Here is a 26,570-nt window from a genome sequence, read left to right as displayed (position 1 = left end):
TCCTGATCAGTAGAACCATGGCGTGACGTAGGGAAATCCGAGCGCGACCAGAACCAGCAGGGCGACGAGCCAGTACATGAGCTTGTAGGTGGCGTGTACCTGCGGGATGGCGCAGGCCTCCCCCGGGTTGCAGACTTGCGGCGGACGGAAAATGCGCCGCCAGGCGACGAACAGCGCCAGCACTGCGGTGCCGAGGAACAGCGGCCGGTATGGCTCCAGCGCCGTTAAGTTACCGATCCAGGCCCCGCTGAAACCAAGCGCGATCAGGACCAGCGGCCCCAGGCAGCAGGTGGAGGCGAGGATGGCGGCGAGCCCGCCGGCGAAGAGCGCACGGCGCCCGGCTTGCGGTTGCGGCATGCGTTTGTCCTTTCGAAGTAGGAAAGGGATAGCGTAACCTTACTTCCGTACTAATGTACGGAGCAAAGCGATATGTGGAGCGAATTGGAGAACCTGACCATCGGCGCCTTCGCCAAGGCGGCTGGTGTCAACGTGGAGACCATCCGGTTCTACCAGCGCAAGGGGCTGCTGCCAGAGCCAGACAAGCCCGCCGGCGGGATTCGTCGCTATGGCGAAACGGCTGTGGTCCGGGTGCGCTTCATGAAATCGGCCCAGCGGCTGGGATTCAGTCTGGAAGAAATCGGCGAACTGCTTCGCCTGGAGGACGGCACTCATTGCGCGGAAGCCAGCAGCCTGGCCGAGCGCAAGCTCAACGACGTGCGCGCAAAGCTTGCCGACCTGAGACGCATGGAGGCCGTGCTGTCTGAGCTGGTGTGCGCCTGCCATGCCCGCCAGGGCAACGTATCCTGCCCGCTGATCGCATCGCTGCTAGCGGGAAAAGTTCGCCAAAGGGCGTAGTGGATGCGGCTACGCTGCTCCAGCTCGTTCCGGCTTCTGCTTCTGCCGCTTCGTCGCAGCCGGCCTCACATGTGCCGTCTCGACGGGCAAGCGACCTGGCCGAGTCAGACATCGTCGCGGGGGCGCAGCGGCTCTAGTGGGCGCAGCGCATGCACGGCGCGCTTGAGCAGCACGATCCAGTCGTCCAGTTCTTCTATGATGGCCTCGGCTTGGTCCACGAGGGTCGGACCAGTGGTTGGATACGACAATGCGGCGCCGTTGATCAGAGTATGTGCCATGCCGTGCAAGCACAGCAGATCGTCGCGCAGCCCGGCTGGCTCACAGCAACGCGCGCGGATCGCATCGAGTTGGTCCACCACGCGCAGGATGGTGGTCGTGTCGAACGTGTCCCGAAGCGCTTGCAACGCCTCGGCGTCGACCCTGCCGTAAGGGGTATCGGTGTCAGGCATGACGCGGTTTGCGGACGGAATGGGCGGGGCCGGCAAAGAGGCTGTCGCGAATCCAGGCTTCCGGCAACCGCTCCAAATTGAGTTTATAGTCGCCGAAGCGCTTGATGTTGCTGGTGAGGTAGGGACTCAGGAAGCCGATGTCGGCCACGTCGACCTTGATCCCTTCCTTCACCATCGCGCGCAGGGCCTGCATCATGTCCGCCGTGTTCTGAAGAATCACGGCCGAGGCGATCAGGTCGTTGTAGCGCAGGCGCTTCTGCTGTTCGTCGGGGTCGTTTTCGGCCAGCACGTCACCGCCGAATGAGAACCATTTGGCAAAGCCATTGTAGGACTCGATCTTGTTGGTGGTCGCGGTGATCTCCTGGCGCAACTCGCGGCTGCCGATCCATTCGAGCAGGAACGCTGTGCGCACGACCTTGCCGAGTTCCTGCGCCGCCAGAAACAGGCGGTTGCGGCGGCTTTCCGAGCCGAACCGGCGCAGCAGGAGCGGCGAGGAGATTGTTCCGGCCTGAATCGATAGCGCTACCTGCATCAGGTCCTGCCAGTGGAAGGCGATCAGCTCCCAGTCCACGATGTCCGAGAACAGCCGGTCGATGTGCTTGTATTTGGTGTTGGCATCGGCTCGGTAAAGCTTCAGATCCTGCCAGTTGCGGATGCGCGGCATCAGGTTGATGCCCAGCAGATGCGTGAAGGCGAACACCGCGGCCGACTGGCCCTGGGTGTCGGCGTGCACGGTATCGGCCTCGACACTCAAGCCGGCCTTGAGCAGACCCTCGATCACGTAGATGGCTTCCCACACGCCGGGCGGAATGAAATGCCGGAACACCGCGATGTAGTTGTCGGCCACGTGCCGGTAGGCCACCGCGCCCATCTTGCGGTAGCGGAAGTGGTAGCCGGCCAGCAGGTTGTTGTCGTAGAAGTCGTACTGAGTGCCGTCAGCCGCGACGGTCTTGCCATCCCCCCAGTGCTTGGGCAGGTCGAGCCGCAGATACAGTTCGATCAATTCCCGCTGCGCGGTTTCGAGACGCTCCAGGCTCAGATGCCGGCGGTTGACGAACGACATCATGTGCGGCGTGACCCGATCCCCCATATGGCGGGCGGCCTGGGTGGGCCCCAGGTTGCAGCCCATGGCGAAGATAGTCAGCAGGTAGCGCTCGGCGGCATTGCGGATCTTGGGGTCGCTGCCGGAGAGCGGGCCGAAGTGCCGCGTGAAGTGGGTCCAGTGCTCGATGTTGGCCAGCACGTCCAGCAGATTGCGCGTGGGCATGCGCCGGATCAGCGCCTGTTGCAGGGCCACCGCGCTGGCCGGGATCTCCCTGGCGATCGTCCGCTTGAGCACGGGTTCGCCGTCCTGGCCGATGGTGACGTGCTGGCGCTTGTCGGGAAAACTGGCATCCAGCGTACGCGCCGTGTCGGTCAGCCACTGGCGTAGATGCGCCACGAAGTCCTGCGCGTTGGCCGGCATGTCCAGCTTGGCGCAGTATTCGGGCAGGCGCCGTTCGCATTCCCGCCAGGGCAGTAGGTGCGCACGGTAATCGGCAAAGGCATCCGACCCCACCACGCACAGGTCGCCGGAGCGTAGCTCGTTGACCATATGCGAGAGCACGCAGAGTTCCAGGTAGCGCCGATTGGTGGGGGCGCCCTGGTCGTGGGGGCGGCGCACCAGCTTTCGCCAGCGTTCCGAGGCGAAGCTCACATCGACGTCGGCGGCAATCCATTCGCGATGCAGGGATTCGTTGTCCAGCACCACCGCAAGTGCCGCCAGCAGCGTGCGCGACTGGCTGGTCGACTCCCATTCAAGCACCTGCGCCAGGCGCAGCATCACGGAGCGGTGCGCGCGGAAATGCCGCCATAGCAGCGGCAGGTAGTTGTTGCCGCTGAAGGCCCGCACCTCGGCGCAGCTCTCGCGCAGCGGCTCCAGATCGCCGGACGGCGCGAGGAAGCGGCGCACCTGCCGGCCGATCAGCGCGTCGTCCTGGCCATCGGCGACGATATCGACCACGCCGTCGAGCAAGGTGACCAGCTTCTCCATCTGCGCGCGCTGACGGGACTGGATGCGCTCCATCTCATCGCGCGCCCGCTTGTGGATGGTGCCCATGCGACGGATGAACATCTCCGCGAGATCGTCGCGGGTGCGCACGCGCATATGGTTAAGCAAGGCGACGATCAGCGTGTAGCGCTTCTCAGGCAGGATCTCCCGTAGATTGGCCGCGTCCAGGCTCATGGCCTGGCTGGCCAGCGAGCGCAGCTTCGAGGCGGGCACGCCTGCGATTGCGCGAGAGAAATCGCCAAGACCGTCGAGTAAGGTCAGGTGTTCTATGAGTAGGCTGAGATGCTTGCGTGATGGACGGCGCGCGTGGCGCTTGATGTTGTTGTAGGCGGTCAGGCGGTTGGTGAATTCCCGGGTGAGAAGCCGGTCCAGCCGCTGCCGTTCCTCATCCGACAAGCGCCTTGCGACGCGTCGAAACAGCGCGGTCTGCGTGCGGGTGTGAATCTGCTCGGCGATGTTGTCTAGGGTGGAGAACGCTGGCAGCTCGACCTGGCGCAGGATCAGCGCATCGATGGTGGCATTGATGATGTCCACTTGCTGGTCCATCGTTTCCGCGGCTTCGCGCGCGGCGCGGATCGTGACCTCGTTGGCATCCGTGCCAATATAGGGCTGGACGCCGAGAAATTCGCGTACCGCCGTGTAATGCCGGTACAGCGTGGGGGACAGCTTGCGGTCATAGCCAAATGCGGCATCTAGCGCCAGACCAGCGCTGGCGCGCACATGGTCGATCACGACGACGGGAATGCTGTCCAGGTTGGGGAAGTAATGCAGTTGCTGGAAGACCTTCAGCAGCACCAGCAAGCCAAGTCGCGGACCTTGTCCACGGGTTGAGCGGGTGGCCCACTCCAGTTCCTCGGCATCCGGCGTGTAACACGCCTGTAACTCCTTGGTGGAGAAAACCTTCGGGAAACTCGGGTAGGCGGTACGCTCGACGGTGGCCATACAGGATCTCGGCAATCTCTGAAGGGCCAGCCAGTCTAGCCGAGGACGATGGCAAAGTTCCAGACCAGAGTTATAACTAACCGAAATGTTTTTGCTTATCTATATAACCCCAGGGCTTATGATCGCCGATTGGCCGCATCTTGGCATGATCCCGACATCGGGTTCGACGCCCGCGTCCTGCAGGGCGCGGATCGCCTGGCGCATCAGCGCGGGGCGTGTGTGCCGGTCATAGGCATCCTTGTCCATCCCGGCCTGCCACATCTGCGCTTCGGTGGCCGGCACCAGCAACTCGAACATGAAGCGCTGCCCGGCGTGCCGGCAGTAGTCCGCGAGCCGCCTCAGGCGCGCCGTCTGCCGGAGGTTGAGCGCGGCGTCGTCGGCGGGGTTGTAGCGCACCAGGACCTTGGCGAAGGTCGGCCTGAACGCTTCGATATGCTCCGCGAACGCTTCGCCGTACTCGAACTCGAATTCGCCCGGGCTGCTCTTTTCGACCGAGAGCGCGGTCACGTAGCCGTTTTTCCTGGCGTCGTGCAGAATGCTCGCGCCGAATTCCTCGTCGACCAGGATGCCCGCGCAGGACGCCGGCACGCCGTTGTCGACCGCTTCCTGGAAGCCGTCGTAGATGATCTGCTTGCTGCTGGCCACCGTATCGCGCTCGGCGGGCGTCAGCGGCGGCTGGAAGCGGAACATGCCGGCCACATAGGACTGGCGATGATCGAACGGCAGCAGGTAGAGCGATGCGTTGTAGCCGGGCTTCATGATGGTCCCTCCCGGAGCCGGCGCTGGCGCCGGATCCCTGGGTTGATGACGCCGCCGTGTCCAGCCGTGGTGCATGGCGTGCAGGCTGATACTCCGCCCGTTTCAGTGCGGGCGGGCGGAAACGTCGCCGGCGGGCTGGTTGAGCCAGTAGCCCGGCTGGCCGTAGTACCGGTGGATGCTGGCTTCCTGCCGCCGGTCCAGGCGTACTTCGTCGTCGTAGCGCGGCGCGGCCTTTAGCACCGCGCGCGGCAGGTCGAGCGAGACCGTCGCGTCGGGCCAGTTCACGCTCTCGATGGCTTTCACGGGGATGACGATCCGGTCTCCAAGTAGCCAGTTGCTGGTGCTGGCGATGACGTAGCGCAAGGCCCAGGTCCGCACGTCGACGAGCAGGCCTTCCAGGTGGCCGATGTCGCCGTCGCGGGCATGCATGGCGTAGTGCGCAATGGCCTCCGCGCTGCGCAGATGCGTGCCGCCGCCTTCGCCGCGTTCCTGGTCGGATTCGCTGTGGCCCGCCGCGACTTCGCCCGCGGATAGAAGTCCTTCCCGGAAGCCCGCGCCGCCCCAGTAGTCGGCATAGCCGTTGTAGGCCAGGTAGTCGGTCTCGTGTTGCCGCGAGGCCGGCTTGCACGCGTCGACGTCGGGGCTGTGCATCACCTGCGCCTTGGTGATCGTCACCTCGATGACGTTGTCCAGCCATTCCGACCGTCCGACCGACAGGGCCGGGATCAGGACGCGCCGGCTCGACAGCCAGTTGCCGGTTTCGACCAGCAGGTAGCGCACCACCCATGCCTTCTCGTCGAAATAGAGGTCCTTCATCACGCCGATTTCGCCGTCCGTCGCGCGGATGGGGTAGCTTTCCAGTTCTTCGATGCTGCGTAACATGTCTTGTCCTCCTGCAAGCGCGCCGGGGCCGGGCTCGCCTGGATACAGCCGGCCCGGCCGTGTCCCGCGCAGCCCATGCGTGGGACACGGTGCTGCCGCGGCCGGGGCAGGCGGCTCCAGCAGCGCCGCCGCCATGGCGCTGGGCAGCGGGAGGGGCGTCTCGGGCCGGAAGCGAGGGAAGGCAAATGCCATGAGGCGGTCTCCGTTGGGTGGGGCGGGTGTGGACCGGGCGCGTCGCAGGATCGCAGGCACCGGGCCTGCGCGCCCGTCAATGGATCACAATCCTCCGCGCGCCATGGGAACGCAGCCTGTATAGCAAGGCGTGCCACCAGGACGCCGCGGCGCGCGGCACCAGCGCTACCCGGCCGGGTGGCGCCGGCGCGGCGAGCGTGGCCGCGGCCAGCAGCCCCCCGGCATCGTCGCATTCGCCAACCAGCGCGAGCGCGGCGCGCTGCGGCAGCGTGGCGTAGATCACCGCGAGAACGTCATCGAGTGCCTGCGCGCTGGCGAAGGGGCCGAAACGATAGATCCACGCCCCGTCGACCTCGGCGAAGAACCAGCTGGAGGGCGTGGTGCGATACGTCACCACCGCGATGCCCGGAATGCCCGATTGCATGAAATGCTCCCTGCCCATGCGCGTGGCATGGACGTCGCCGGCAGGGCCGCCTCAAGAAAGGGGCGCTGCCCGCATTCAGATCCTGCCGAAGAGGGCAAGGATCAATATCACCAGCAGCAACGCGCCCAGCACGCTGCCGGGCATATAGCCCCAGGCGCGGCTGTGGGGCCACACCGGCACGACTGCCATCAATGCCATCGCCAGTACGACGACCACCAGAACGCTCAACATGGTTCTCTCCCTGCGGTTCGCTGCGCGGCAGGGCTTGTCATCGGCCCGCCCGCATGGCGGGCACGAGGCCGGCCCATGAGCGAAGACTGGCACGGTAGCGCCGTGGTGTCGGTACGATGGCGGACATGTGCGCATGGGTACGCGTACCGGCGTCGCACCGGCGCATGCCCGGGGCGGGCGTGCTCTCGCTATCCGTCAAACGGCCTGCATGTCCGGCAGCAGGCGGTCGAACTCCTTCTTCACCACGGCATAGCATTCGCACGCGTGTTTTTCGAGCCCGGGCCGGTCGAGTACCGAGATATGGCCGTGGCTGTAGTGGATCAGGCCGGCGTTCTGCAGCTTCAACGCGGCTTCGGTGACGCCGGAGCGCCGCACGCCGAGCATGTTGGAGATCAGCTCCTGCGTCATGGTCAGTTCGTTGGTCGGCAGGCGGTCGATGCTCAGCAGCAGCCAGCGGCAAAGCTGCTGTTCGATGGAGTGATGCCGGTTGCAGACCGCGGTCTGGGCCATCTGCGTGATCAGGGCCTGGGTGTAGCGCAGCAACAAGCGCTGCACCGGGCCGCCGCGCGCGAACTCCTGTTTCAGCAGCTTGGCATTGAGCTTGTAGCCGTGGCCGGCGCTTTGCACGATGGCGCGGCTCGGCGTGGTCTCGCCGCCCATGAACAGCGCGATGCCGACGATCCCCTCGTTGCCGACGATGGCGATCTCGGCCGATGAGCCGTCTTCCATCACGTAGAGCAGCGATACGATCGCGCTGGTGGGAAAGTACACCGAGCCCAACTGGTCGCCGGACTCGTAGACCACGTGCCCCAGCGGCAACTCGACCGGCACGAGGTGCGGTGCGATGCGCAACCAGTCCGCTTCGGGCAGCACGGCAAGCAGATGGTTGGCCTTCGGGTCATCCAGGGCACTCATGTTGCGCCTCCAGCGCCGGCCAATCGGAGGAGCCGGCATGTTGGCGGCAAATTCGCGCGGGCTTTTTGGTCGCGCGAATTTGCCGCCGCTAAAAATATAGTCCAGCGCGATGCCAGGATCATGGGATGATGGCGACACATTGCAGCGGCGCATACGCGCCGCTTGCTGCACCCGGGGCCGATGCATATCCATCACTTTTGTCCCGCCGCCATGCTGTGGCCGGACTGTTCACCGAAGCGTTCTTCAGTCCCGTTTCTCGCACCCGTTCCAGACCCTGTCCGTACCGCGCCGCCTGCGGATCGATGCGCGTCGTCTGACCGGCATCGGTGCTCCCATTGTGAGTCATGGTGCCCGTGTTATGGCGTGGGCCTTTGTATTTTTTTCCGCATGGCCTTGCGCGCTGCATTCCCGCCTGCGTCATTGTCCGTCAGCGTACCGACATTCTCCCCGCCAGATGGCAAGGTGGCGGCAACGGTCAGGCCGGTTCCAAGGTAACGCGGCCGGCTACGCATCGGGCTCGATGATTCTGGCACCGCTGGCGCAGCGCAGCGGTGGCCTGGCCAAAAACGCGGAGTCGGGGAAAGGGGGGTTCCATGTTAGGAGCCGTATTGCTGGTCGTGCTCGTGCTGGTCCTGCTCGGCGCCATGCCGACGTGGCCGCACAGCCGCTCGTGGGGCTACATGCCCAGCGGCGTGCTGGGCGTGCTGCTGATCGTGGTGCTCGTGCTGGTGCTGACAGGCCGCTTCTAGGCCCGCCGGGGCGTCGGTACACCGGCCGGCGTCGCCGCGCGCAGCGCCCGGCTGGCCAGCCGGCCAGCCGCCTTCTTCAAGGAGCGATGTCATGAACGAAAGCCAGGTGAAGGGCCGTCTCGAAAAGGCGAAGGGCAAGCTGCGGGAAATGTTTGGCAAGACCACGGGCCGGAAGACCACCGAGATCAAGGGCAAGGCCGAACAGGTCGTCGGCGAGGCGCAGGCTTCCTACGGAGACGCGAAGGAACAACAGCGCAAGCAGCCGTAAATGCGGCAAGCGCACGCGGCAAGCGCGCGGCAGCCCAATTCAAAGGTGTTCATGTATTCAGCACTGCTCCGTACGTTCGACTCTTCCTCACCAGCATCACCATGGACCAACGCCGCGCCCATACGCGAGGAGTTGTTCGGCACCGAACGGCTGGAGCAGCATGCGCAAAGCCTCGCCGCGGCCCAGCCGGTCACGCCGCGGCCGCCGCGCGTGCCGACCTTGCGCAGCCGTCTCAATGACAATGCCAAGGTGCTGCTGGCAGCCTACCGCGCCAGCGCGGCCGAGCTGGAAAGCGGCAAGGGCGTGGAGCCCGCGGCCGAATGGCTGCTCGACAACTACCACCTGGTGGAAGCGCAGATCCGCGAGATCCGCGACGACCTGCCCGCCGGCTACTACCGCCAGCTGCCCAAGCTGAGCGAGGGGCCGTTCGCCGGCTACCCCAGGATATTCGGGCTGGCATGGGCCTTCGTGGCCCATACCGACAGCCATATCGACCCGGACATGCTGCGCCGCTTCATTGCCGCCTATCAGGGTGTCCAGCCCCTGACCATCGGCGAATTGTGGGCGGTCGCCATTACCCTGCGCATCGTGCTGGTGGAAAACCTGCGCCGGCTGGCCGAGCAGATCACCACCGGGCGCGCCGCGCGCGCCGACGCCGACGAACTGTCGAAGCGGCTGCTGGTGTCGGGCTGCGCCGGTTCCGCGCTCGACATCGACATCGCCTCGCGCTCGGCGTCGCCGCTGTCGGAGCTGTTCGCCGCGCAGCTCGCCAAGCGGCTGCGGGACCAGGATCCGCGCACCACGCCCACGCTGGGCTGGCTGGAGCGGCGGCTAAGCCTGCAGGGCGTGTCGATCGACGACGTGGTGCGGCACGCGCAGCAGCGCCAGGGCGCGGCCAACGTCACCGTGCGCAATGTCATTACCAGCATGCGGCTGATTTTGGATATCGACTGGGCCGAGCTGTTCGAAAGCGTGAGCCTGGTCGACCGGCGGCTGCGCGACGGCAGCGCGTTCGCGGCGATGGACTTCGCCACGCGCAATCTCTACCGCAGCGCCATCGAACAACTGGCGCGCGGCTCGCCGCTGCCGGAGCTCGAAATCGCCGACGCCGCGCTGGCGGCCGCGCGCGCCGCGGCCGCCAGCGCGCACAGCGCGGCGCAGGCCGAACGCACCGGCGACCCGGGTTATCACCTGATCGCGGAGGGGCGGCTCGCCCTCGAGCAGGCCATCGGCTTCCGCCCGCCCGCGCGGCTGCGTTTCAGCCGCCTCAACATTGCCTTCGGCATCGGCGGCTACGTGGGCGCGATCCTGCTGACCACCCTTGCCGTGCTCGCCGCCGTCCTGTGGGTGCTGGCCGCGGTGTCGGAACCCGTGCTCGCCGGCGGCTGGCTGGTGCTGCTCGGTGCCCTCGGCTTCGTGCCCGCGAGCGAGGTGGCCACCGCGCTGGTCAACCGCGCGATGGCCTGGAGCTTCGGCGCGTCCTTGCTGCCCGGGCTGGAGCTGACCGCCGGCGTGCCGTCCTCGCTGCGCACGCTGGTCGCCGTGCCCACGCTGCTGGCCAGCGAGGCGAGCCTGCGCGAGCAGATCGAGCGCCTGGAGGTGCACCACCTGGCCGGTGCCGGCGGCGACCTGACCTTCGCTTTGCTGACCGACGGCGCCGACGCGGACCAGGAAGCGGTGGCGGCCGATGCTGCGCTGCTGGCCGTGGCCGCGGACGTCATCGGCGAGCTGAACCGCCGCCACGGGCCGGGGCCTGCGGGCGAGCGCTTCCTGCTGCTGCACCGGCGCCGCCTCTTCAATGCCAGAGAACGCACCTGGATGGGCTGGGAGCGCAAGCGCGGCAAGCTGCACGAACTCAACCGGTTGCTGCGCGGCGCCACCGACACCAGCTACGTCGGCGCCGACGGCGGGCCGCCGCAAGTGCCCGCCGGCGTGCGCTACGTCATCACGCTCGACGCCGACACGCGCCTGCCGCGCGACGCGGCGCTGCGGCTGATCGGCAAGATGGCCCACCCGCTGAACCGGCCGCGCTTCGACGCGCAGTTACGGCGCGTGGTGGGCGGCTACGCCGTGCTGCAGCCGCGCGTGACGCCCTCGCTGCCGGTGGGTAACGAGGGATCGGTGTTCCAGCGCATCTTCTCGGCGCCCGGCGGCATCGATCCCTACGCGGCAGCCGCGTCCGACGTCTACCAGGACCTGTTCGGCGAGGGTTCCTATACCGGCAAGGGCATCTACGACGTCGACGCCTTCGAGCGCGCGCTGCACGGCCGCATCCCGGAGAACGCGGTGCTCAGCCACGATCTCTTCGAAGGCGTGTTCGCGCGCGCCGGACTGGCCTCGGATGTCGAGGTGGTCGAGGATTTCCCGTCGCGCTACGACGTCGCCGCCAAGCGCCAGCACCGCTGGACGCGCGGCGACTGGCAACTGCTGGGCTGGATCTTCAAGGGTCGTGCCGGCAGCGAGGCGGTGCCGATGCTGGGCCGCTGGAAGATGCTCGACAACCTGCGGCGCGCGCTGCTCGCGCCGGTGCTGCTGCTGGCCCTGGGCGCATGCTGGCTGCTGCCGCTGGCGGCCGGGCTGTGGGCCACGCTGATGCTGCTCGCCGCGATTGCGTTCCCGGCGTTCTTTCCCGGCCTGTTTTCGCTGGTGCCGCATCGCGCGGGCATCCAGATGCGCAACCACGTGCGGATGCTGGCGCGGGACCTGCAGGTCGCGGCCACGCAGGTGCTGCTCACCATCGCCTTCCTGCCGGACCAGGCCTGGCGCATGGGCGACGCCATCGCGCGCACGCTGGTACGCCTGCGCTTCACGCGACGCCATCTGCTGGAGTGGAGCACGGCCGCGCAGTCGATAAGCAGCCCGCGGCTGGATCTTGCCGGTTTCTACCTGAAGATGGCGGGCGGGGTGGTGCTGGCGGTGGCCATGATGGCCGGCGCGCTGGCGGTGGCGCAGCCGTCCTGGCCGCTGGCGCTGCCGTTCGGGCTGCTGTGGCTGCTGGCGCCGGCGCTGGCGCTGGGCGTCAGCCGTTCGCCCACGGTGGCGCGGCGACTGCTGCCGTCCGAGCCGGACGCGCGCGACCTGCGCCTGACCGCGCGCCGCACCTGGCGCTATTTCGAGACCTTCGTCACGCCGGCCGACAACATGCTGCCGCCTGACAACTTCCAGGAGAGGCCGCGGCCCGTGGTGGCGCACCGGACCTCGCCCACCAATATCGGCCTCTACCTGCTCTCCGCCGTTGCCGCGCGCGATTTCGGCTGGAGCGCCACGGTGGCGACGGTCGAGCGCCTGGAAGCGGCCTTTGCGTCCATGCGCAAGCTGCCGCGCCTGCGCGGGCATTTCTACAACTGGTACGACACGCAGGACCTGCGCGCGCTCACGCCCGCCTACGTGTCGTCGGTGGACAGCGGCAACCTCGCCGGCCACCTGATCGTGCTGGCCAATGCCTGCGAGGAATGGACCGATGCCGCCGCGGCGCCGGACTTGCGCCCCGGCATGGCGGACACCGCCAGGCTCGCGCGCGAGGCGCTCGCCAGCCTGGCCACCCCGGGCGGCGAGCGCGGCGGCATCCTGGGCGGGCTGATCGAAGACATCGAGGCGCGCCTGGCCGGCACCGAGCCGATGGCCACGCTCTCGCCCACGCTCCGGCGGCTGACGGAGAAAGCCGCCATGACGGCCCGCGAGATCCTGCCCGCGGCCGGCGACGACACCCTGGCCGACCTGGCGTTCTGGGTCGAGGCGCTGCGCAGCACCATGGCCGGCCACGAGCAGGACCGGCTGCAGATCGCCGCCGCGCCCGCGGCGTTCGCGGCCCGCGTGCACGCGCTGGCGGCCGAGGCGCGCGAGATGGCGCTGGCGATGGACTTCTGCTTCCTGTTCGACCGCGAGCGCAAGCTGCTGTCGATCGGCTATTCGCAGGAGGACAACCGCCTTGACGTGAACTGCTACGACCTGCTGGCCTCGGAAGCGCGGCTGGCCAGCCTGTTCGCCATCGCCAAGGGCGACGTGGCCACGCGCCACTGGTTCCACCTGGGCCGCACGGCCACGCCGCTGGGCAACGGCTCGGCGCTGATCTCGTGGTCGGGGTCCATGTTCGAGTACCTGATGCCGTCGCTGGTGATGCGCGCGCCGGGCGGCAGCCTGCTGGAGCAGACCAACCGGCTGGTAGTGGAGCGCCAGCAGGCCTACGGGCGCTCGCTGGGCGTGCCGTGGGGCGTGTCCGAGTCCGCCTACAACGCGCGCGACATGGAGTTCACCTATCAGTACTCCAACTTCGGCGTGCCGGGGCTCGGCCTCAAGCGCGGCCTGTCGGACAACGTGGTGATCGCGCCCTATGCCACCGCGCTGGCCGCGATGGTCGATCCGCAGGCGGCCCAGCGCAATTACGTGCGGCTGGCCGGCATGGGCGCCAAGGGCCGCCATGGCTTCTACGAGGCGCTCGATTTCACGCGCTCCCGCCTGCCGGAAGACGAGGACTTCGCCATCGTCCGCAGCTACATGGCGCATCACCAGGGCATGACCATCGTCGCCATCGCCAACACGCTGCACGCGGGGCAGATGCGCGAGCGCTTCCACCGCGAGCCGATGATCCAGGCCACCGAACTGCTGCTGCAGGAGCGCATGCCGCGCAACGTCGCCATCTCCCATCCGCGCGCCGAGGAAGTGAAGGCGTCCCGGGCCGAGGCGGGCCACGAGGATTCCACCGTGCGCCGGTATCCGGGGGCCGCCGCGGGCACCACAGCGGGCGCCGTCGTCACGCATCTGCTCTCCAACGGCCGCTACGCCGTGATGCTGACCACCGCCGGCGCGGGCTACAGCCGCTGGCGCGACCTGGCCGTGACGCGGTGGCGCGAGGATGCCACGCGCGACGACGCCGGCTCCTTCATCTTCCTGCGCGACACGCAGGGCGGCAGGGTCTGGTCTGCCGGCCCTCAGCCTGGGCAAGGCGAGGCGGAGGAAGAGGACGCCGGCAGCGACGTGGTCTTCGCCGAGGACCACGCCGAATTCATCCGCCGCGACGGCAGCCTGCTCACCACGCTCGACGTACTGGTCTCCGGCGAGGACGACGGCGAAGTGCGGCGCGTGTCGCTGGCCAACAGCGGTCGCCGCCCGCGCGAGATCGAACTGACCTCCTACGCGGAGCTGGCGCTGGCCACGCCGGCCGCCGACGACGCGCATCCCGCGTTCTCCAAGCTGTTCGTCGAGACCGAGTACCTGGCCGAGTTCGGCGCGCTGATTGCCACGCGCCGCCCGCGCACCGACGGCGAGCCGGGCATATGGGCCGCGCACTTCACCGTGGCCGAGGGCGACGTGGTCGCGGATCTCCAGCACGAGACCGACCGCGCGCGCTTCCTGGGCGCCGGCCTGGCGCCGCGCGCGGCCGGCGGCGCGCGGCTTGCGCAGCCGCTGTCGGATACCACCGGCATCGTCCTCGACGCGGTCTTTTCGCTGCGCCAGCGGGTGCGGGTGGCACCGGGCGGCGTGGCCCGGGTCGCCTTCTGGACGCTGGTGGCGCCTTCGCGGGCCGAGCTGATGGTGCTGATCGACAAGCATCACGACCGCAGCGCCTTCGAGCGCGCCAAGACCCTGGCGTGGACCCAGGCCCAGGTCCAGCTGCGCTATCTCGACGCCAAGGCCGGCGAGGCGGCGGACTTCCAGCGCCTGGCGGCGCCGATCCTGTACGCCGACGCGCGCTTTCGCAGCCCGCCGGAGACCATCCTGCGCGGCGCGGGCCCGCAGTCCGGCCTGTGGCCGCACGCGATCTCCGGCGACCTGCCCATCGTGCTGCTGCGCATCGACGACGTCGAAGACATGGCGCAGGTGCGCCAGTTGCTGCGCGCGCACGAATACTGGCGCCTCAAGCGCCTAGGCGTGGACCTCATCATCGTCAACGAACGCGCTTCCTCCTACGCGCAGGACCTGCAGGCCGCCATCGACACCGCGGTGCGCAGCAGCCAGTCGCGGCCGCGCCTGGGCGACGGGCTTGGCCAGGGGGCGGTCCATACGCTGCGCGCGGACCTGATGCGGGTCGAGGAGCGCGCGCTGCTGCAGTCGGTGGCCCGCGTCGCGCTGGTCGCGCGCCGCGGCGCCATCGCCGAACAGATCGCCCGCTTGCCCGAGGCGCCGGTCCGCGCGGCGCCCGAACGCCCGACTTGGCTGTCCCGGCTGGCGTTCCCGCCGGCCCACGCCGTGCCGGCGCCGCATGCGCCGGCATGGGACCCGGCCTCGCTGGAGTTCTTCAACGGGCTGGGCGGCTTCGACAAGGACGGGCGGGAATATGTGATCGAACTGGCGGGAGAGGCGTCGACGCCGGCGCCGTGGCTCAACGTGATCGCCAACCCGGCGTTCGGCTTCCAGGTGTCCGCGCAAGGCAGCGGCTACACGTGGGCGGAGAACAGCCGCGAGAACCAGTTGACGCCGTGGTCCAACGACCCGGTGCTGGACCCGCCCGGCGAGGCGATCTACATCCGCGACGAAGACACGCTCGACCTGTGGACGCCCACCGCCCAGCCGGTGCGCGACGGCGGCGCCTACACGGCGCGCCACGGCCACGGCTACAGCCGCTTCGCGCATGAGGCCAACGGCATCGCGGCACAGTTGCTGCAATACGTGCCGCTGGACGATCCGCTCAAGATCTCGCGCTTGACGCTGCGCAACCTGTCGGCCAGGCGCCGCCGCCTGTCGGTCACGGCGTTCGCCGAGTGGGTGCTCGGCACCGCCCGCGGCGCCTCGGCGCCGTTCATTGCCACCGCGCTCGACGGTGCCACCGGCGCCATGCTGGCGCGCAATCCGTGGAGCACCGCGTTTCCGGGGCGGGTTGCCTTTGCCGATCTCGGCGGCAGGCAGGTGGCGTGGACCGCCGACCGCACCGAGTTCCTCGGCCGCAACGGCGCGGCCGCCGCGCCGGCGGCGCTGCTCGGCACGGCGCCGCTGTCCGGCGCCGTGGGCGCGGGGCGCGATCCCTGCGCGGCCTTGCAGTGCTTCGTGGAGCTGGCTCCCGGCGAGAGCGTGGAAATCGTCGCGCTGCTGGGGCAGTGCGGCTCAGCGGGCGAAGCCAGCGCGCTGGTCGCGCGCTATCGCGCCGCCGATCTCGACGCCGTGCTGGCCGCCGTGACGGCGCACTGGGACAGCCTGCTCGGCGCGGTGCAGGTCCGCACGCCGAACCGCGCGATGGACATCATGCTCAACGGCTGGCTGCTCTACCAGACGCTGGTCTGCCGTATCTGGGCACGCTCGGCGTTCTACCAGGCCAGCGGCGCCTACGGCTTTCGCGATCAGCTGCAGGACACCATGGCGCTCACCTTCGCCAGCCCGGCCACCACGCGCGCCCATCTGCTGCGAACTGCCGCGCGGCAGTTCGCCGAGGGCGACGTCCAGCACTGGTGGCTGCCGCACAGCGGGCAGGGCGTGCGCACCCGCATCTCAGACGACTGCGTCTGGCTCGCCTTCGCGGCGGCGACCTACATCGCCGCCTCGGGCGACGCGGCCGTGCTCGACGAGCCCGTGCCGTTCCTGGATGGCCCGGTGTTGCAGGCCGGCGAGCACGATGCTTTCTTCCAGCCGCAGGCCGGGGCGGCGCCGGCTTCGCTGTTCGAGCATTGCGCCCGCGGCATCGACCGCTGCCTGGCGCTCACCGGCGCGCAAGGGCTGCCGCTGATCGGCGGCGGCGACTGGAACGACGGCATGAACCGCGTCGGCGCCGCGGGCAGGGGCGAGAGCGTCTGGCTGGGCTGGCTGCTGGCGCGCACGCTCGCGCTGTTCGCGCCCTACGCCGAGGCGCGCGATGCCGGCCGCGCCGGCCTCTGGCGCGCGCATGCCGCGGCGCTGGGCGAAGCGCTGGAGCGGCACGGCTGGGACGGCGGCTGGTACCGCCGCGCCACCTTCGACGACGGCAACTGGCTGGGCTCGCAGGCAAGCGCGGCGTGCCGCATCGATGCCATCGCGCAGTCGTGGGCGGTGCTGTCGGGCGCGGGCGATCCCGCGCGCGCGGCGGCCGCGATGGCCGCGCTGGAGCAGCACCTGTGGCGCCGCGAGGACGGGCTGGCGCTGCTGTTCTCGCCGCCCTTCGACGGGGACGGCCCCGACCCCGGCTACATCCGGGCCTATCCGCCCGGCCTGCGCGAGAACGGCGGCCAGTACAGCCATGCGGCGATGTGGTCGGTGCTGGCCTTCGCCCGGCTCGGCGCGGGCACGAAGGCCGCCGAGCTGTTCTCGATGCTCAACCCGGTCAACCACGCGAGCACGGCCGCCGCCGCGGCGCGCTACAAGGTGGAGCCGTATGTGGTGGCGGCCGACGTCTATTCGGTGGCGCCCCACGTCGGGCGCGGCGGCTGGACGTGGTACACCGGCGCGGCGGGATGGATGTACCGCGCCGGCGTGGAGGGCATCCTCGGCCTTCGCCGCGAAGGAGCCTGGCTGGTCGTCGCCCCGGCGCTGCCGGCCGCGTGGCCGGGGTTCGAGGCCACCGTCAGGCTGGGCGCCGGCCATTACGCGATTCGCGTCCAGGCCACGGCCGGCACGCCGGATGCGCGTCTCGACGGGTTGCCGATTGCCCTGGAAGGCGGTGGCGCGCGCGTGCCGCTCGATGGCGGCAGGCACGAACTGCTGCTATGCATTGCACCGTCTGCGGCATGAGGGGGCAAGCCGTGCCGTCGTCCTTGCGGCCTACTGCATCCATCCGTTGCGCAACCCGGATTCCCGCATCCCGCCGTCGCCGACGCGCTCGGTCGCGTTGACCCGCTCGCGGTCTCCCGGGCGGAAGGCGGAGCCGTCCGGGCGGCCCTCATAGCGTTCGTCCTGTCCGTGGCGATAGCCGCCGTCGCGGCCATCGCGGCCATCGCCTCCGTATCCGCCGGGCACCCACAGGCACCCCATCTGCACGAGTGAAAACGCCACGATACAAAGCCAGCGATAAGTTCGCATGTCATTCTCCGGTCGACACCAGCGGCGCGTGGATGAGCGGCCCGGCGGGCCATCGGACCACAGCGGCCATGAGGGCTGCCAGGGCAGGGCGGAGGCGTTTCATTGCGGAGCGTCATCATCGCGACGAGCCATCATTGCGCCGGCGCAAGCGCGGCGTCGGTACGCTATTGGACAGGCGCCGGCATCAAGCCCGGCGCGCGGCGCAGCGCGTACGCTGCCGGACCGACGCGCGGGCGCTGCCGGGCTAGCCTCAGGGCAGGCTGGCGATGGCGGTCTGCATTGCCGCTTCCAACCTGGGCCTCCGGCCGGGGCGGACATCAGTAAATCGAGGTATCAAAATGAACAGCAACAATATCGGTGTCATCCTTCTGCGCGTGTCCATTGCCGTCACGGTGGTGGGTGTGCTCGGATGCAGCGGCATGTCCCGGCGCGATACGGATACCGTGGCGGGAGCGGGGATCGGCGGCGTGGCCGGCGCGGTGCTGACCGGCGGCAGCGCGCTGGGCACGGTGGGCGGCGCCGCGGTTGGCGGCATTGTCGGCAACCAGGTCGGCAAGTAACGCGCCCGCGAACAACGCCCCCGCGAACGCGCCCGCGCAAAGGCGGGCGCTCCGCGCAGGCGGCGGCTCATGCCCGGCGGAAGTCCGGCAGCACCTCGTGGCGTTCTTCGACGCTCTCGCCGCCCAGGGCGTTGACCACCAGCTTCACGGACGCCTTCGTCCCGCGGGCGCAACTGGCGACCAGCAGCATTTCGCCGGGCGCGAGGCTGGCCCGTTGCCGGGCGACCGCGCCGCGCGGGATCGACCCGCCGAGCCACCGGCCCAGCCACGCGCCCGCCAGGCCACCGATCGCGCCGGCCGCGACGCAGGCCAGCACGCTAGCGAAGGTGCCGGCCGAGGTGCCCAGGGCCAGCGTCGCATAGACCGCCAGCGCGGCGCCGGGCAGGATGCCGGCGATTTCCCATTCGCCGCGGTAAGTGGTCTGGGCGGCGGTGGCATTGCGCAGTCCTTCGACCGCGTGGCCGTCACGCTGGATGAACCACGGGCCCTTGATGCGCACGGTGGAAGCGGGAAGCTCGGCCAGCGCCGATTGGATCTTCGCCGCGCCGACGGCGTCGCGAAGCCGGAAATACAGTACGGTGCGCATGTTTTCACCTCGCAGCAAGCGTGCTGCTTTCACCGGATCGGAAACGGAGCGGTGCCGGTGCGGCCGGCGGCTTTCCGCGCGCGCCAGGGCGCGCGGAAGAGCTCGCGGCCGCGCCGCCGTCAGGGCTGCGCTTCGCGCTCGTAGCGGTAGTCCTTCCAGTACGGCGAGGCACCGTAGTACTCATGGATGGTGGTGCCCCATTGCGGATCGGCCATGCTGGGCCAGTGGTCCTTGTCGAAGCCGGGCGCGGCCTCGAGCATGGCTCTGTCGATGCCGAGCACGAAGCTCTTGCGCTGGGTATCGAGGGTCAGCGCGGACCACGGCACGGCGAACAGCTTGCTGCCCATGCCGAGGAAGCCGCCGAACGACACCACGGCATAGGCAATGCGCCCGCCGCCCACGTCCAGCATGATGTGATCGACCGTGCCGAGCTTGTCGCCGCCGGGGCCGACCACGGCATTACCTTCCAGCGTGTCGGCCGCCATCACGAAGGGCCCCGGGCCGGGGTTGTCCGGGTCGTTGGTGCCGACGATGGCGGCGCGCGGGCCGCCGCTGTTGCGATCGAGTTCGTTCGGGTTCATGGCCTTGCTCCAGGGTTGCGGTTGTGCCGCCGGCGCATCACAGCTTGCGCACGGCCAGATGGTTCTCCACCGACCTGACGCCGTCGGTGGCGCTGGCGATGTCCGCCGCCGTCTGCTTTTGTGTCGCCGACGGGACGCTGCCGGTCAGGCGCACCACGCCTTCGCGGGTACGCACGTGGACCCGGGTGGAACTCAGGTGCTTCTGTTCGAGCAGGCTTGCCTTGATCTTGGTGGTGATGGTGGTGTCGCTGACGCCTTCGCCCACCGTCTCATGCGTGGGGTTGGGGTTGGAGAGCGACGCGTCCGTGCTGCCGGCGGCCCCGTGGCTCAGCGGCGCGTAGAGGGTGGCGAGCGCGATGCAGGCAGCGCTGGCTGCGAGTCGGATGGAATGGATGGTTTTCACTTGGGCTACCTCGATGCGGATCCGGTCAGGGATCCAGTCAACGGCCGGGAAATGCGGCCGTTCGGCGCGGCGTGGCGATGGATCTTGTCCTTCGCCGCGCAGTGCCAACAGGCTGAGACTGGCATCGATTCGCCATGCTGTCGGTACGATGGCGGACACGCATCCGCCGCATCCGGCGTGCCTCCCGGGGCAAACAAGAATCGCTCGCAAGTGCACGGCACCGTACCGATTTGTTGTAGGCGGGCCTACACTGGCAACAGATGCGATTCCCCGGCCCGAAGGCGCGGCCGCTCAGGCTGACCCGGGCGGCCGTTGCCGCCGGGCCGCGGAGGATCCGTCGCAAACCGTAACGCTGGAGGGTGCATGCAAGCCCAAAGTCAAGATCACAGTGTGATTGTCTATCCTGATCTGGCTGGTGGATGGTACTTCGCGGAAATCGACGGAAAGGCCGTCTACCGCTTCGGGCCATTCGATTCACGCAAGATCGTGAAGGAGCTGATCCCGGTGCTGTTTCCCGAGTTGCCGGTGCTGGAAATGGCGGATTCCCCGGCGCGCGGGGATGACGAGGCGCTGATGATCCTCGGCCATGCGCAGCGGATGGAGAAGATCACCGAGGGCCAGCCGGGCAGCGCGGCGCTGGTCTGAGCGGGAGCCAGGCGGCCGTGCCGGACGTGTGCGCCACGTGCGGCACGATCGCCTAGACGCGGACCGCTCAGGCGGCCATCCCCAGGAACTGCTGCAGCTCCGGCGTGGCCGGCCTGGTGAACAGTTGCTCCGGCGAGCCCACCTCGTGCACGCGGCCCTGGCGCATGAACACCACGCGGTTGCAGACCTCGCGCGCGAAGCGCATCTCGTGCGTGACCATCAGCAGCGTCATGCCTTCGCTGGCCAGCTGGCGCACCACGTTGAGCACTTCCATCACCAGTTCCGGGTCGAGCGCGGAGGTGATCTCGTCGCACAGCAGCGCGCGGGGCTGCATCGCCAGCGCGCGCGCGATGGCCACGCGCTGCTGCTGGCCGCCGGAAAGCTGGTTGGGGTAGCTGTCGAACTTCTCCGCCAGCGCCACCTTGGCCAGGCACTCGCGCGCGCCTCGGCTTCGCTCACGCCGGCGGCCACGGTGGGCGCCAGCATGACGTTGCGCCCGGCGCTCAGGTGCGGAAACAGGTTGAACTGCTGGAAGATCATGCCGACCTTGCGGCGCAGCGCGCGCAGCTCCAGCTCGCTGGTGCCGAGCTTGGCGCCGGCCACCGTGATGTTGCCTTCGTCGATGTTCTCCAGGCTGTTGATGCAGCGTAGCCGCTCTTAATGCAGGTCTCCGAGGCTTTTTTCGTTCCGTTCATGACCCCGCCAACTCATGCAATTTCCGGCGATCGGCGAGCTGTTCAGCGTCGCAACCTTTCGAACCAGGCTCAAAGGTGGCAATTTCGAGGAGTGCGGCAACAAGCTCGTCGAGTGAGGCACCTGTCAGACGCATTGCGATCCGATCTGCCAAGAATTCCTCGCCAGTGCGCGCAGTGTCCGACCTGGACAGCAGCGAGGACCAGCGTCGTCGGAAGTGGCCGCACTCATGCGCGACGGCAATCCGCAATAGCCGCTCATCCGCTTCCATCAGCATGCGAGCGGGGACGGAAATCGTGTTTGAAAAAGGCGCGTAGGCAATGTAGTGCTCCGCAATACGTGCTCTTGGTGGTTTTCGCTTACCGAGCGCCACAGTGAAGCTGTCGATCCATAATTGTGCTAGCTTGAGCTTCTGCAGCAGGCGGTTCTTCTGGTCTGCGGACAAGCCGCTGACCCAATCAGATGAACGGACCGCCCTGGGCCGACTCTGCGTTGCCTGCGCCATCAACTACTCTCCCGTCGGGATCCGGCCCGCGCGTCGAAGGATAGTGGCTGTGAGTGCGCGAGCCCTATTGCGCTTGCACCGAAGTGCCCATCCTTCGACCACCAATGCACCGAGGCCATTGATCGCAACGAAGACGAGAAGCCAAACTGCCAGCGTCAGCAAGATGGACGTCATCTCGTTGAGCTTTGTATGGGGCTCTGGCAAGACCTTGCTCCACCCAGCCACCATGGCGCCAAAAGCGAGGGTCCCGCGCTGAATATCGACAATCAGCGCAAGTGGCAGCAGGACGGAAAATTGCCAGAACAGCGCGCGCTCAGCCGAGCTATCGTCAGCTGTGGAGAGATGCAACCAGGCTTTCGCCGCGCACATGGTGGCGACTAAGAGAAGGGCAATGGTCCAAAGAGTATGTAACATCGGACGGGTTCCAAGTTCTAATCAGAACGACGCTGGCGCGGCGCCGATACCTCAATGCGGTGAGGCTCCATTGTCAGGCTTTTTTTCCTATCGTGCGGTCAATCAATGACCGAAGTTTTTCCACTTTGGCGCGGGTGCCGAAATGGCTTTGGGAATGGGCCGCTTGGAAGGCTGGGTCACCAGCGCGACCACTGCGTTGTCGCAATCAGTCTGATCTTCCACGCCTGGCGAGATGTCTGACTTCTGCTTGGCTTGACATTGCATGTCACGCTTCTTTGCCTCCTCAATGTGATCGGAGTACCAGGCCACCGTGTGGGCATGAACTGCGTGCGACATGAGCGAGGCCGCGACAGCAGCGACGCCCAGAGTCATCGCGAAATTCCTCTTCATTTGCTCTTTTCCGTCCTACAGCACCTGATGCATCGAGAACCGTCCATCGTCCGTTGCGACCGCTGCGTTGCGACCAACGTCCGTCTTGATGTAGACGCGCCCATGCTCGCGGCGCCTAATGGCCTGCCACACTTGCTTGAATACTTCCTCGCCTTCATCACCACGCGGGCCGAAGAGAACCAGGTGGATGACGGCTTCATAGAGGAGGGCTTGTTTTTCGCTCTCGCTCGCTGCGCGGAGATAATCGACCCACAGCAGGCAAACATGGTGAAGTCGGTTGAACCCCGGCGCGTCCTGCGGGCGGGAGTCAGCGGATGGTGCAAGTCGCTGCATGTTCTTTTCCTATCGGATCGGTTGCTTCAGGACAGCGGCGCGATACCGGGAGCGCAACAGCAGATCCGGAACCGGCGCAAGCACCTCGGCCATGAACTGAAGCTCTACGCAGGAAGCCAAGCAACTGCGTTGCCATGCTGGCCCAACGCTGGGTGAGTTCGGCGTCGGTGTCCAGCCCGCATTCTGCGAAGCGCAGCAGCAGGTCGGCCTTTCCATCGAACCAGTGATGTGCCTTGGCAACCATGTCAACGATGGCCGGATCGACGCCCAGCGCCTTGCCGGCCTCCCGCAGGGCGCCACGGGGGCGATAGGTGGCCACCGCCGCGGCCAGGGCGGCGCGGTTGCGCCCGTACTTGCGGTATAGGTACTGGATGACTTCCTCACGTCGCTGGTGCTCGAAGTCCACGTCGATATCGGGCGGTTCGCCGCGCTCCTTCGAGATGAATCGCTCGAACAGCAGATTGCCGCGCGCGGGGTCGACCTCGGTGATGCCGAGGCAATAGCAGACTGCCGAGTTCGCGGCCGAGCCGCGCCCCTGGCACAGGATGCCGTTCGATCGGGCGAAGCGCACGATGTCGTAGACGGTCAGGAAGTAGGGCTCGTAGTGCATCTCCGCGATCAGGGCCAACTCGTGCTCCAACTGCGTCTGGATCGCGAGCGGGATGCCCTTGGGGAAGCGGCGGTTCGCGCCGATGTAGGCCTCCTCGCGCAGGTACTCGGTCGGAGGCCGGCCGTCGGGTACCAGCTCATCCGGATACTCATACCGCAGTTCATCCAACGAGAACCGGCAGAGGTTCGCGATGTGTACGGACTCGGTGAGCAGCCGGTGTGGATAGACGTTGGCCAACCGCAGTTGCGAGCGCAGATGCTGTTCCGCGTTCGGCGTGAGATCGTAGCCACACTGAGCCACGGGCTTGCCCAGGCGGATGGCGGTCAGCAGGTCCAGCAATGGCTTGCGCGAACGCACGTGCATGAGGACGTTGCCCGTGGCCACCAGCCGCAGGTGGTGATCCGCCGCAGCCTGTTCGACGCCGGCGCGGTGGATGTCGTCCATCGGCCGGTAGAGCAGGTTGAGCGCCATCCAGGCCCGGCCGGCGAAGGTGGCAGAGATCCACGCGGCCTGGCTGCCGAGTTTCTCCGCCGGCGCGCAGTACTCCGGTGTGAAAACGATCAGACAGTCAGGCAGGCCGCGCAGATGGGAGTAGGGTGGTTCGGGGGAGGCCAGATCCCGCAGGGTTAGCTGGTAGCTACCTTTCGCCGCACGCATGCGGCCGAGCGTGATCAGCTCGCACAGATTGCCGTAGCCTGCACGGTTGCGGGCCAGCGCAACGAAGGACAAGGCCGTGCCGCCATCGGCATTGACGAGACGGAAGGAGGCGCCGACGAGGAGTCTCAGGCCGTGCTGCTTGGCAACGGTGTGCGCGCGCACGATGCCGGCCAGAGAGCATTCGTCGGTGATCGCCAGCGCGTGGTAGCCCAGTTGCACCGCGCGCTCGGCCAGCTCCTCGGCGCGAGAGGCGCCCTGCAGGAAAGAGAAATTCGAAAGGCAGTGCAACTCGGCGTAGTCGGGAAGCCCGCCGCCGGAAGAAGTGGGCAACATGGCTCGATCACCCGAACAGCCCGTGCAGGTACCAGCGTGCGGCGTCTCCTTCGCGACTGCCCATGCGCTCCTGAAAGATCCAGTAGCAGGCATGGTCGCGGCCCTCGGCCACATAGTAGTCACGCGTGACCACCTCGCCTGCCCACCATCCTGCCTCGATGCGCTCTGGCGGGGACACCATGCGCAGCGGGGACCCATAGTAGGGGCGATGCTCGCGCTCGAGCAGGGGGATCGGCTGGTCCAGCAACCAGACCGGCCGCGGCAAAGCCGGCGCGGCGGCTCCGGCCGGGATCTTGTCCGTCACGGGCACCCAGGCGTTCGCGACGGCGGGCCGGTAGTCGGGCTGCAGCGCCGGCTGCAGGACGCGATCCGCGCCCAGTCGCGCGACGAGCAGCTCCAGCAGCCGGGTGTGGTCCTCCGGCGTGCCGCCCGGTTCAGGGAACAGGCTTTGGCTCGGCGGGGCCAGCGGCTGGGTATCGATGGCCGCCAATTGCACGGCGATCATGGGCGCGTCGACGCTCAGCCGTGCCAGCCGCTCGCGCAGCAGGCGGACCAGGTGATCGGCATGCCAGTTCGGCTCGGCCAAGGCGATCTCCACGACCGTCGGCGGGATCGCCTCCCGACCCCGCTCATGATGCAGGGACACGGCAAAGCGCGTGATGGCCAGGTGCCGCGCCGTGAGCCAGCCGATCAGCTGCTCAATCAACCCGGAGGCATAGACCAGGGTGGCCTCCACATGCTCGATACGGTCGGGCAGGTCCACCCTCGCGGAAAACTCCGGCGGCGCCTCCAGCCAGCCGAACACTTCCGCTGCCTCGCCCAGTGCGCGGTCGAGTGCTTCGTTGATGGCGGCGCCGCAGTGCCGCTGCAGGCCGGCCCGCGGCAGGCGGCGCAAGTCGCCCAGAGTGCGGCAACCCAGACCGTCCAACCACTCGGCATGGATGCGCGCGGCCGGCAGGGTTGCAGCGGGGAGGGCGCCCAGCCGATGGCCGAGGCGGGTTGTCTTGAGCGACACACCGCCGCCAGCGCGCGCGAGGAGCCATGCGGCCTGCGCTGTGGACGCGCACCCGGTCACCACGGTATAGCCCAGCGCGTCGGCGGTCGCACGCATGCGCGCGCGTAGCCGACGGGCACCTCCGAAGAGCCGCAGGCTCGCGGAGACGTCGACCAGCACGGCGTCTTCCTCGGCGCCCACGACACACGGTGAAAACTGCAGGAGGGCGAGGGCCAGCGCACGCAGGCCCTCCGCCTCTCGCGCCGGGTCGCGCTCGATGAGCACGGTTTGCGGCGCGATCGTCTGCACGCCGCCGCGGCGCATATGCGGCCGCACGCCGGCGACGCTGGCCAGCGGCGAGGCGTGGTGTACACGGTCCTTGTCGAGGACTGCCACGGCCAGCTCAGTGGACCAACGAGGCCGGAACACTTCGAGGCATAGGCGCGGCAGGCGCAGGCAGATCCACAGGCGATGCATGACGGCGAAGCAGGATGGGCGAGGGCGCCAGCGGAACAAAGACGGGCTTGTCCTGCTGCGGGCCGCGGCGCTTGAAGAAGGTAAGATCGGCGCCACCAGCTGCTGGGACGATGCCGACCCGTAGCGGCGCCGGTGACGCGTCTCGCGCGCAGGCGAGAGGGCGTATGAGGTAAAACAGCGCTTCCCCCGATTGCGCGGCCAGGTGCAGCCGGCGCAGGGCGTCGTTGCGCATGTGCTGCTGCCACAGCAACACCGCGCCGCACGTACCGGCGCGCAGCATCTGTTCCGTCGCCCAGAGGGCGTCGGCGGTGCGTTCCGCGCGGACCCAGAGCAGTTGCCGGGGAGATAGGCCCCAATTGGCGAAGGCCAGTGCCTGGGGCGCATGCGGGGGCTGTATCAGCGCGATAGGGCGCGTGTTTGCCAGCAGGGCTGGCCGTAGCAGGCGCAGTTCGCCGACGCCGGGCTGCTGGACCAGCATTTCCACCAGTGTGCTGGCCGGCCAGCCGCCGCCGGGGAGTTCACCGACCAGTTCCTGGTAGCCCGTGGGCACGGTACGACCGATGGCCCGGGCGAGTTGGGACGCGCGCCAGAGGGCAGGGTGGATGGACTCGGGGAGAGGAATGGGCATGGCTGGTTTCAGAGCAATCTGTAAACCAGTCTACTGTATATTTATACAGTGGTCATGTGGAAGCAAGAATAAGCTCTATGCAGCTCATCTCCGGCCTTCTTTGTGATTTTTTGTGCATTTTACAAA

Annotated in this window: 24 protein-coding genes and 2 pseudogenes; 6 read left to right on the top strand and 20 right to left on the bottom strand. The window is 68.0% G+C overall.

Going from position 1 to position 26,570, the window contains the following annotated elements; genetic code table 11:
- Nucleotides 1-6 precede the first annotated feature (6 nt).
- The gene (gene merT / locus ACWTPI_RS34990) at nucleotides 7-357 is read right to left on the bottom strand and encodes a mercuric ion transporter MerT (RefSeq protein ID WP_454731552.1); all 351 of its coding nucleotides are present in this window, start codon (nucleotides 355-357) and stop codon (nucleotides 7-9) included.
- A gap of 72 nt (nucleotides 358-429) precedes the next feature.
- Here merT and merR point away from each other — a divergent pair, with 72 nt between their 5' ends.
- The gene (gene merR, locus ACWTPI_RS34985; RefSeq protein ID WP_454731551.1) at nucleotides 430-855 is read left to right on the top strand and encodes an Hg(II)-responsive transcriptional regulator; all 426 of its coding nucleotides are present in this window, start codon (nucleotides 430-432) and stop codon (nucleotides 853-855) included.
- 104 nt (nucleotides 856-959) lie between these two features.
- Here the strand turns inward: merR and tnpC are convergent, their stop codons facing one another.
- From tnpC to ACWTPI_RS34950, 7 genes are all read right to left on the bottom strand, one after another.
- On the bottom strand, nucleotides 960-1,304 hold the full coding sequence (tnpC, locus tag ACWTPI_RS34980) for a Tn3 family transposase post-transcriptional regulator TnpC (RefSeq protein ID WP_454731550.1): 345 nt from the start codon (nucleotides 1,302-1,304) through the stop codon (nucleotides 960-962).
- Complete coding sequence (locus ACWTPI_RS34975) at nucleotides 1,297-4,296, bottom strand: Tn3 family transposase (RefSeq protein WP_454731549.1); 3,000 nt, start codon at nucleotides 4,294-4,296, stop codon at nucleotides 1,297-1,299. The genes tnpC and ACWTPI_RS34975 overlap by 8 nt, the downstream gene beginning before the upstream one ends.
- Nucleotides 4,297-4,395: 99 nt before the next feature.
- Nucleotides 4,396-5,055: a 2-deoxy-5-keto-D-gluconate 6-phosphate aldolase domain-containing protein gene (locus ACWTPI_RS34970; RefSeq protein ID WP_454734089.1), complete on the bottom strand. Its 660-nt coding sequence runs from the start codon at nucleotides 5,053-5,055 to the stop codon at nucleotides 4,396-4,398.
- 102 nt (nucleotides 5,056-5,157) lie between these two features.
- Entirely contained in the window at nucleotides 5,158-5,937 is a 780-nt protein-coding gene (locus ACWTPI_RS34965) for a PRC-barrel domain-containing protein (protein WP_454734088.1), read from the bottom strand.
- 268 nt (nucleotides 5,938-6,205) lie between these two features.
- The gene (locus ACWTPI_RS34960; RefSeq protein WP_454734087.1) at nucleotides 6,206-6,553 is read right to left on the bottom strand and encodes a hypothetical protein; all 348 of its coding nucleotides are present in this window, start codon (nucleotides 6,551-6,553) and stop codon (nucleotides 6,206-6,208) included.
- A gap of 75 nt (nucleotides 6,554-6,628) precedes the next feature.
- On the bottom strand, nucleotides 6,629-6,784 hold the full coding sequence (locus ACWTPI_RS34955) for a DUF3309 family protein (protein ID WP_454734086.1): 156 nt from the start codon (nucleotides 6,782-6,784) through the stop codon (nucleotides 6,629-6,631).
- A 195-nt stretch (nucleotides 6,785-6,979) separates the two neighbouring features.
- The gene (locus ACWTPI_RS34950; RefSeq protein WP_454734085.1) at nucleotides 6,980-7,699 is read right to left on the bottom strand and encodes a Crp/Fnr family transcriptional regulator; all 720 of its coding nucleotides are present in this window, start codon (nucleotides 7,697-7,699) and stop codon (nucleotides 6,980-6,982) included.
- Between the two features lie 593 nt (nucleotides 7,700-8,292).
- On the opposite strand from ACWTPI_RS34950, the gene ACWTPI_RS34945 reads away from it, so the two are divergent.
- From ACWTPI_RS34945 to ACWTPI_RS34935, 3 genes are all read left to right on the top strand, one after another.
- A complete protein-coding gene (locus ACWTPI_RS34945) occupies nucleotides 8,293-8,448 on the top strand; it encodes a DUF3309 family protein (protein ID WP_454734084.1) in 156 nt (51 codons plus the stop codon).
- Between the two features lie 91 nt (nucleotides 8,449-8,539).
- On the top strand, nucleotides 8,540-8,716 hold the full coding sequence (locus ACWTPI_RS34940) for a CsbD family protein (protein ID WP_454734083.1): 177 nt from the start codon (nucleotides 8,540-8,542) through the stop codon (nucleotides 8,714-8,716).
- 51 nt (nucleotides 8,717-8,767) lie between these two features.
- Entirely contained in the window at nucleotides 8,768-17,347 is an 8,580-nt protein-coding gene (locus tag ACWTPI_RS34935) for a GH36-type glycosyl hydrolase domain-containing protein (protein WP_454734082.1), read from the top strand.
- Nucleotides 17,348-17,377: 30 nt separating this feature from the next.
- Here ACWTPI_RS34935 and ACWTPI_RS34930 read toward each other — a convergent pair whose 3' ends face one another.
- Entirely contained in the window at nucleotides 17,378-17,635 is a 258-nt protein-coding gene (locus ACWTPI_RS34930; protein WP_454734081.1) for a hypothetical protein, read from the bottom strand.
- A gap of 338 nt (nucleotides 17,636-17,973) precedes the next feature.
- Between ACWTPI_RS34930 and ACWTPI_RS34925 the strand changes: the two genes are divergently transcribed.
- Complete coding sequence (locus ACWTPI_RS34925) at nucleotides 17,974-18,195, top strand: glycine zipper 2TM domain-containing protein (RefSeq protein ID WP_420992449.1); 222 nt, start codon at nucleotides 17,974-17,976, stop codon at nucleotides 18,193-18,195.
- A 67-nt stretch (nucleotides 18,196-18,262) separates the two neighbouring features.
- On the opposite strand, the gene ACWTPI_RS34920 is transcribed toward ACWTPI_RS34925, so the two are convergent.
- The 3 genes from ACWTPI_RS34920 to ACWTPI_RS34910 form a co-directional block, all read right to left on the bottom strand.
- Entirely contained in the window at nucleotides 18,263-18,781 is a 519-nt protein-coding gene (locus ACWTPI_RS34920) for a hypothetical protein (protein WP_454734080.1), read from the bottom strand.
- 119 nt (nucleotides 18,782-18,900) lie between these two features.
- On the bottom strand, nucleotides 18,901-19,362 hold the full coding sequence (locus ACWTPI_RS34915; protein ID WP_420992451.1) for a PRC-barrel domain-containing protein: 462 nt from the start codon (nucleotides 19,360-19,362) through the stop codon (nucleotides 18,901-18,903).
- 37 nt (nucleotides 19,363-19,399) lie between these two features.
- Entirely contained in the window at nucleotides 19,400-19,765 is a 366-nt protein-coding gene (locus tag ACWTPI_RS34910; protein ID WP_420992452.1) for a BON domain-containing protein, read from the bottom strand.
- Nucleotides 19,766-20,128: 363 nt separating this feature from the next.
- Between ACWTPI_RS34910 and ACWTPI_RS34905 the strand changes: the two genes are divergently transcribed.
- Entirely contained in the window at nucleotides 20,129-20,410 is a 282-nt protein-coding gene (locus ACWTPI_RS34905; protein ID WP_454734079.1) for a hypothetical protein, read from the top strand.
- A 67-nt stretch (nucleotides 20,411-20,477) separates the two neighbouring features.
- Here ACWTPI_RS34905 and ACWTPI_RS34900 read toward each other — a convergent pair.
- The 8 genes and pseudogenes from ACWTPI_RS34900 to imuA form a co-directional block, all read right to left on the bottom strand.
- Nucleotides 20,478-21,013 (bottom strand): annotated as a pseudogene (locus ACWTPI_RS34900) (ATP-binding cassette domain-containing protein).
- Nucleotides 21,014-21,101: 88 nt separating this feature from the next.
- On the bottom strand, nucleotides 21,102-21,608 hold the full coding sequence (locus ACWTPI_RS34895) for a hypothetical protein (RefSeq protein ID WP_454734078.1): 507 nt from the start codon (nucleotides 21,606-21,608) through the stop codon (nucleotides 21,102-21,104).
- Nucleotides 21,609-21,611: 3 nt separating this feature from the next.
- Entirely contained in the window at nucleotides 21,612-22,022 is a 411-nt protein-coding gene (locus ACWTPI_RS34890; protein ID WP_454734077.1) for a hypothetical protein, read from the bottom strand.
- A gap of 102 nt (nucleotides 22,023-22,124) precedes the next feature.
- Nucleotides 22,125-22,412, bottom strand: coding sequence for a hypothetical protein (locus ACWTPI_RS34885; RefSeq protein WP_454734076.1), 288 nt, complete (start codon nucleotides 22,410-22,412; stop codon nucleotides 22,125-22,127).
- A gap of 15 nt (nucleotides 22,413-22,427) precedes the next feature.
- Nucleotides 22,428-22,745, bottom strand: coding sequence for a hypothetical protein (locus ACWTPI_RS34880; RefSeq protein ID WP_454734075.1), 318 nt, complete (start codon nucleotides 22,743-22,745; stop codon nucleotides 22,428-22,430).
- A gap of 64 nt (nucleotides 22,746-22,809) precedes the next feature.
- Nucleotides 22,810-24,345, bottom strand: a pseudogene (locus ACWTPI_RS34875) (PHP domain-containing protein); the annotation flags it as partial.
- A gap of 7 nt (nucleotides 24,346-24,352) precedes the next feature.
- Nucleotides 24,353-25,816 carry a Y-family DNA polymerase gene (locus tag ACWTPI_RS34870; protein WP_454734074.1) on the bottom strand — a complete coding sequence of 488 codons (1,464 nt, stop codon included), beginning with the start codon at nucleotides 25,814-25,816 and terminating at the stop codon, nucleotides 24,353-24,355.
- Complete coding sequence (gene imuA, locus ACWTPI_RS34865) at nucleotides 25,743-26,444, bottom strand: translesion DNA synthesis-associated protein ImuA (RefSeq protein ID WP_454734073.1); 702 nt, start codon at nucleotides 26,442-26,444, stop codon at nucleotides 25,743-25,745. Before imuA ends, ACWTPI_RS34870 begins: the two co-directional genes overlap by 74 nt.
- Nucleotides 26,445-26,570: the final 126 nt, after the last annotated feature.

The sequence above is a fragment of the Cupriavidus ulmosensis genome (assembly GCF_977008105.1).
The sequence above is the reverse complement of the archived record's forward strand: the minus strand, read 5'-3'. Positions and strand labels throughout refer to the sequence as shown.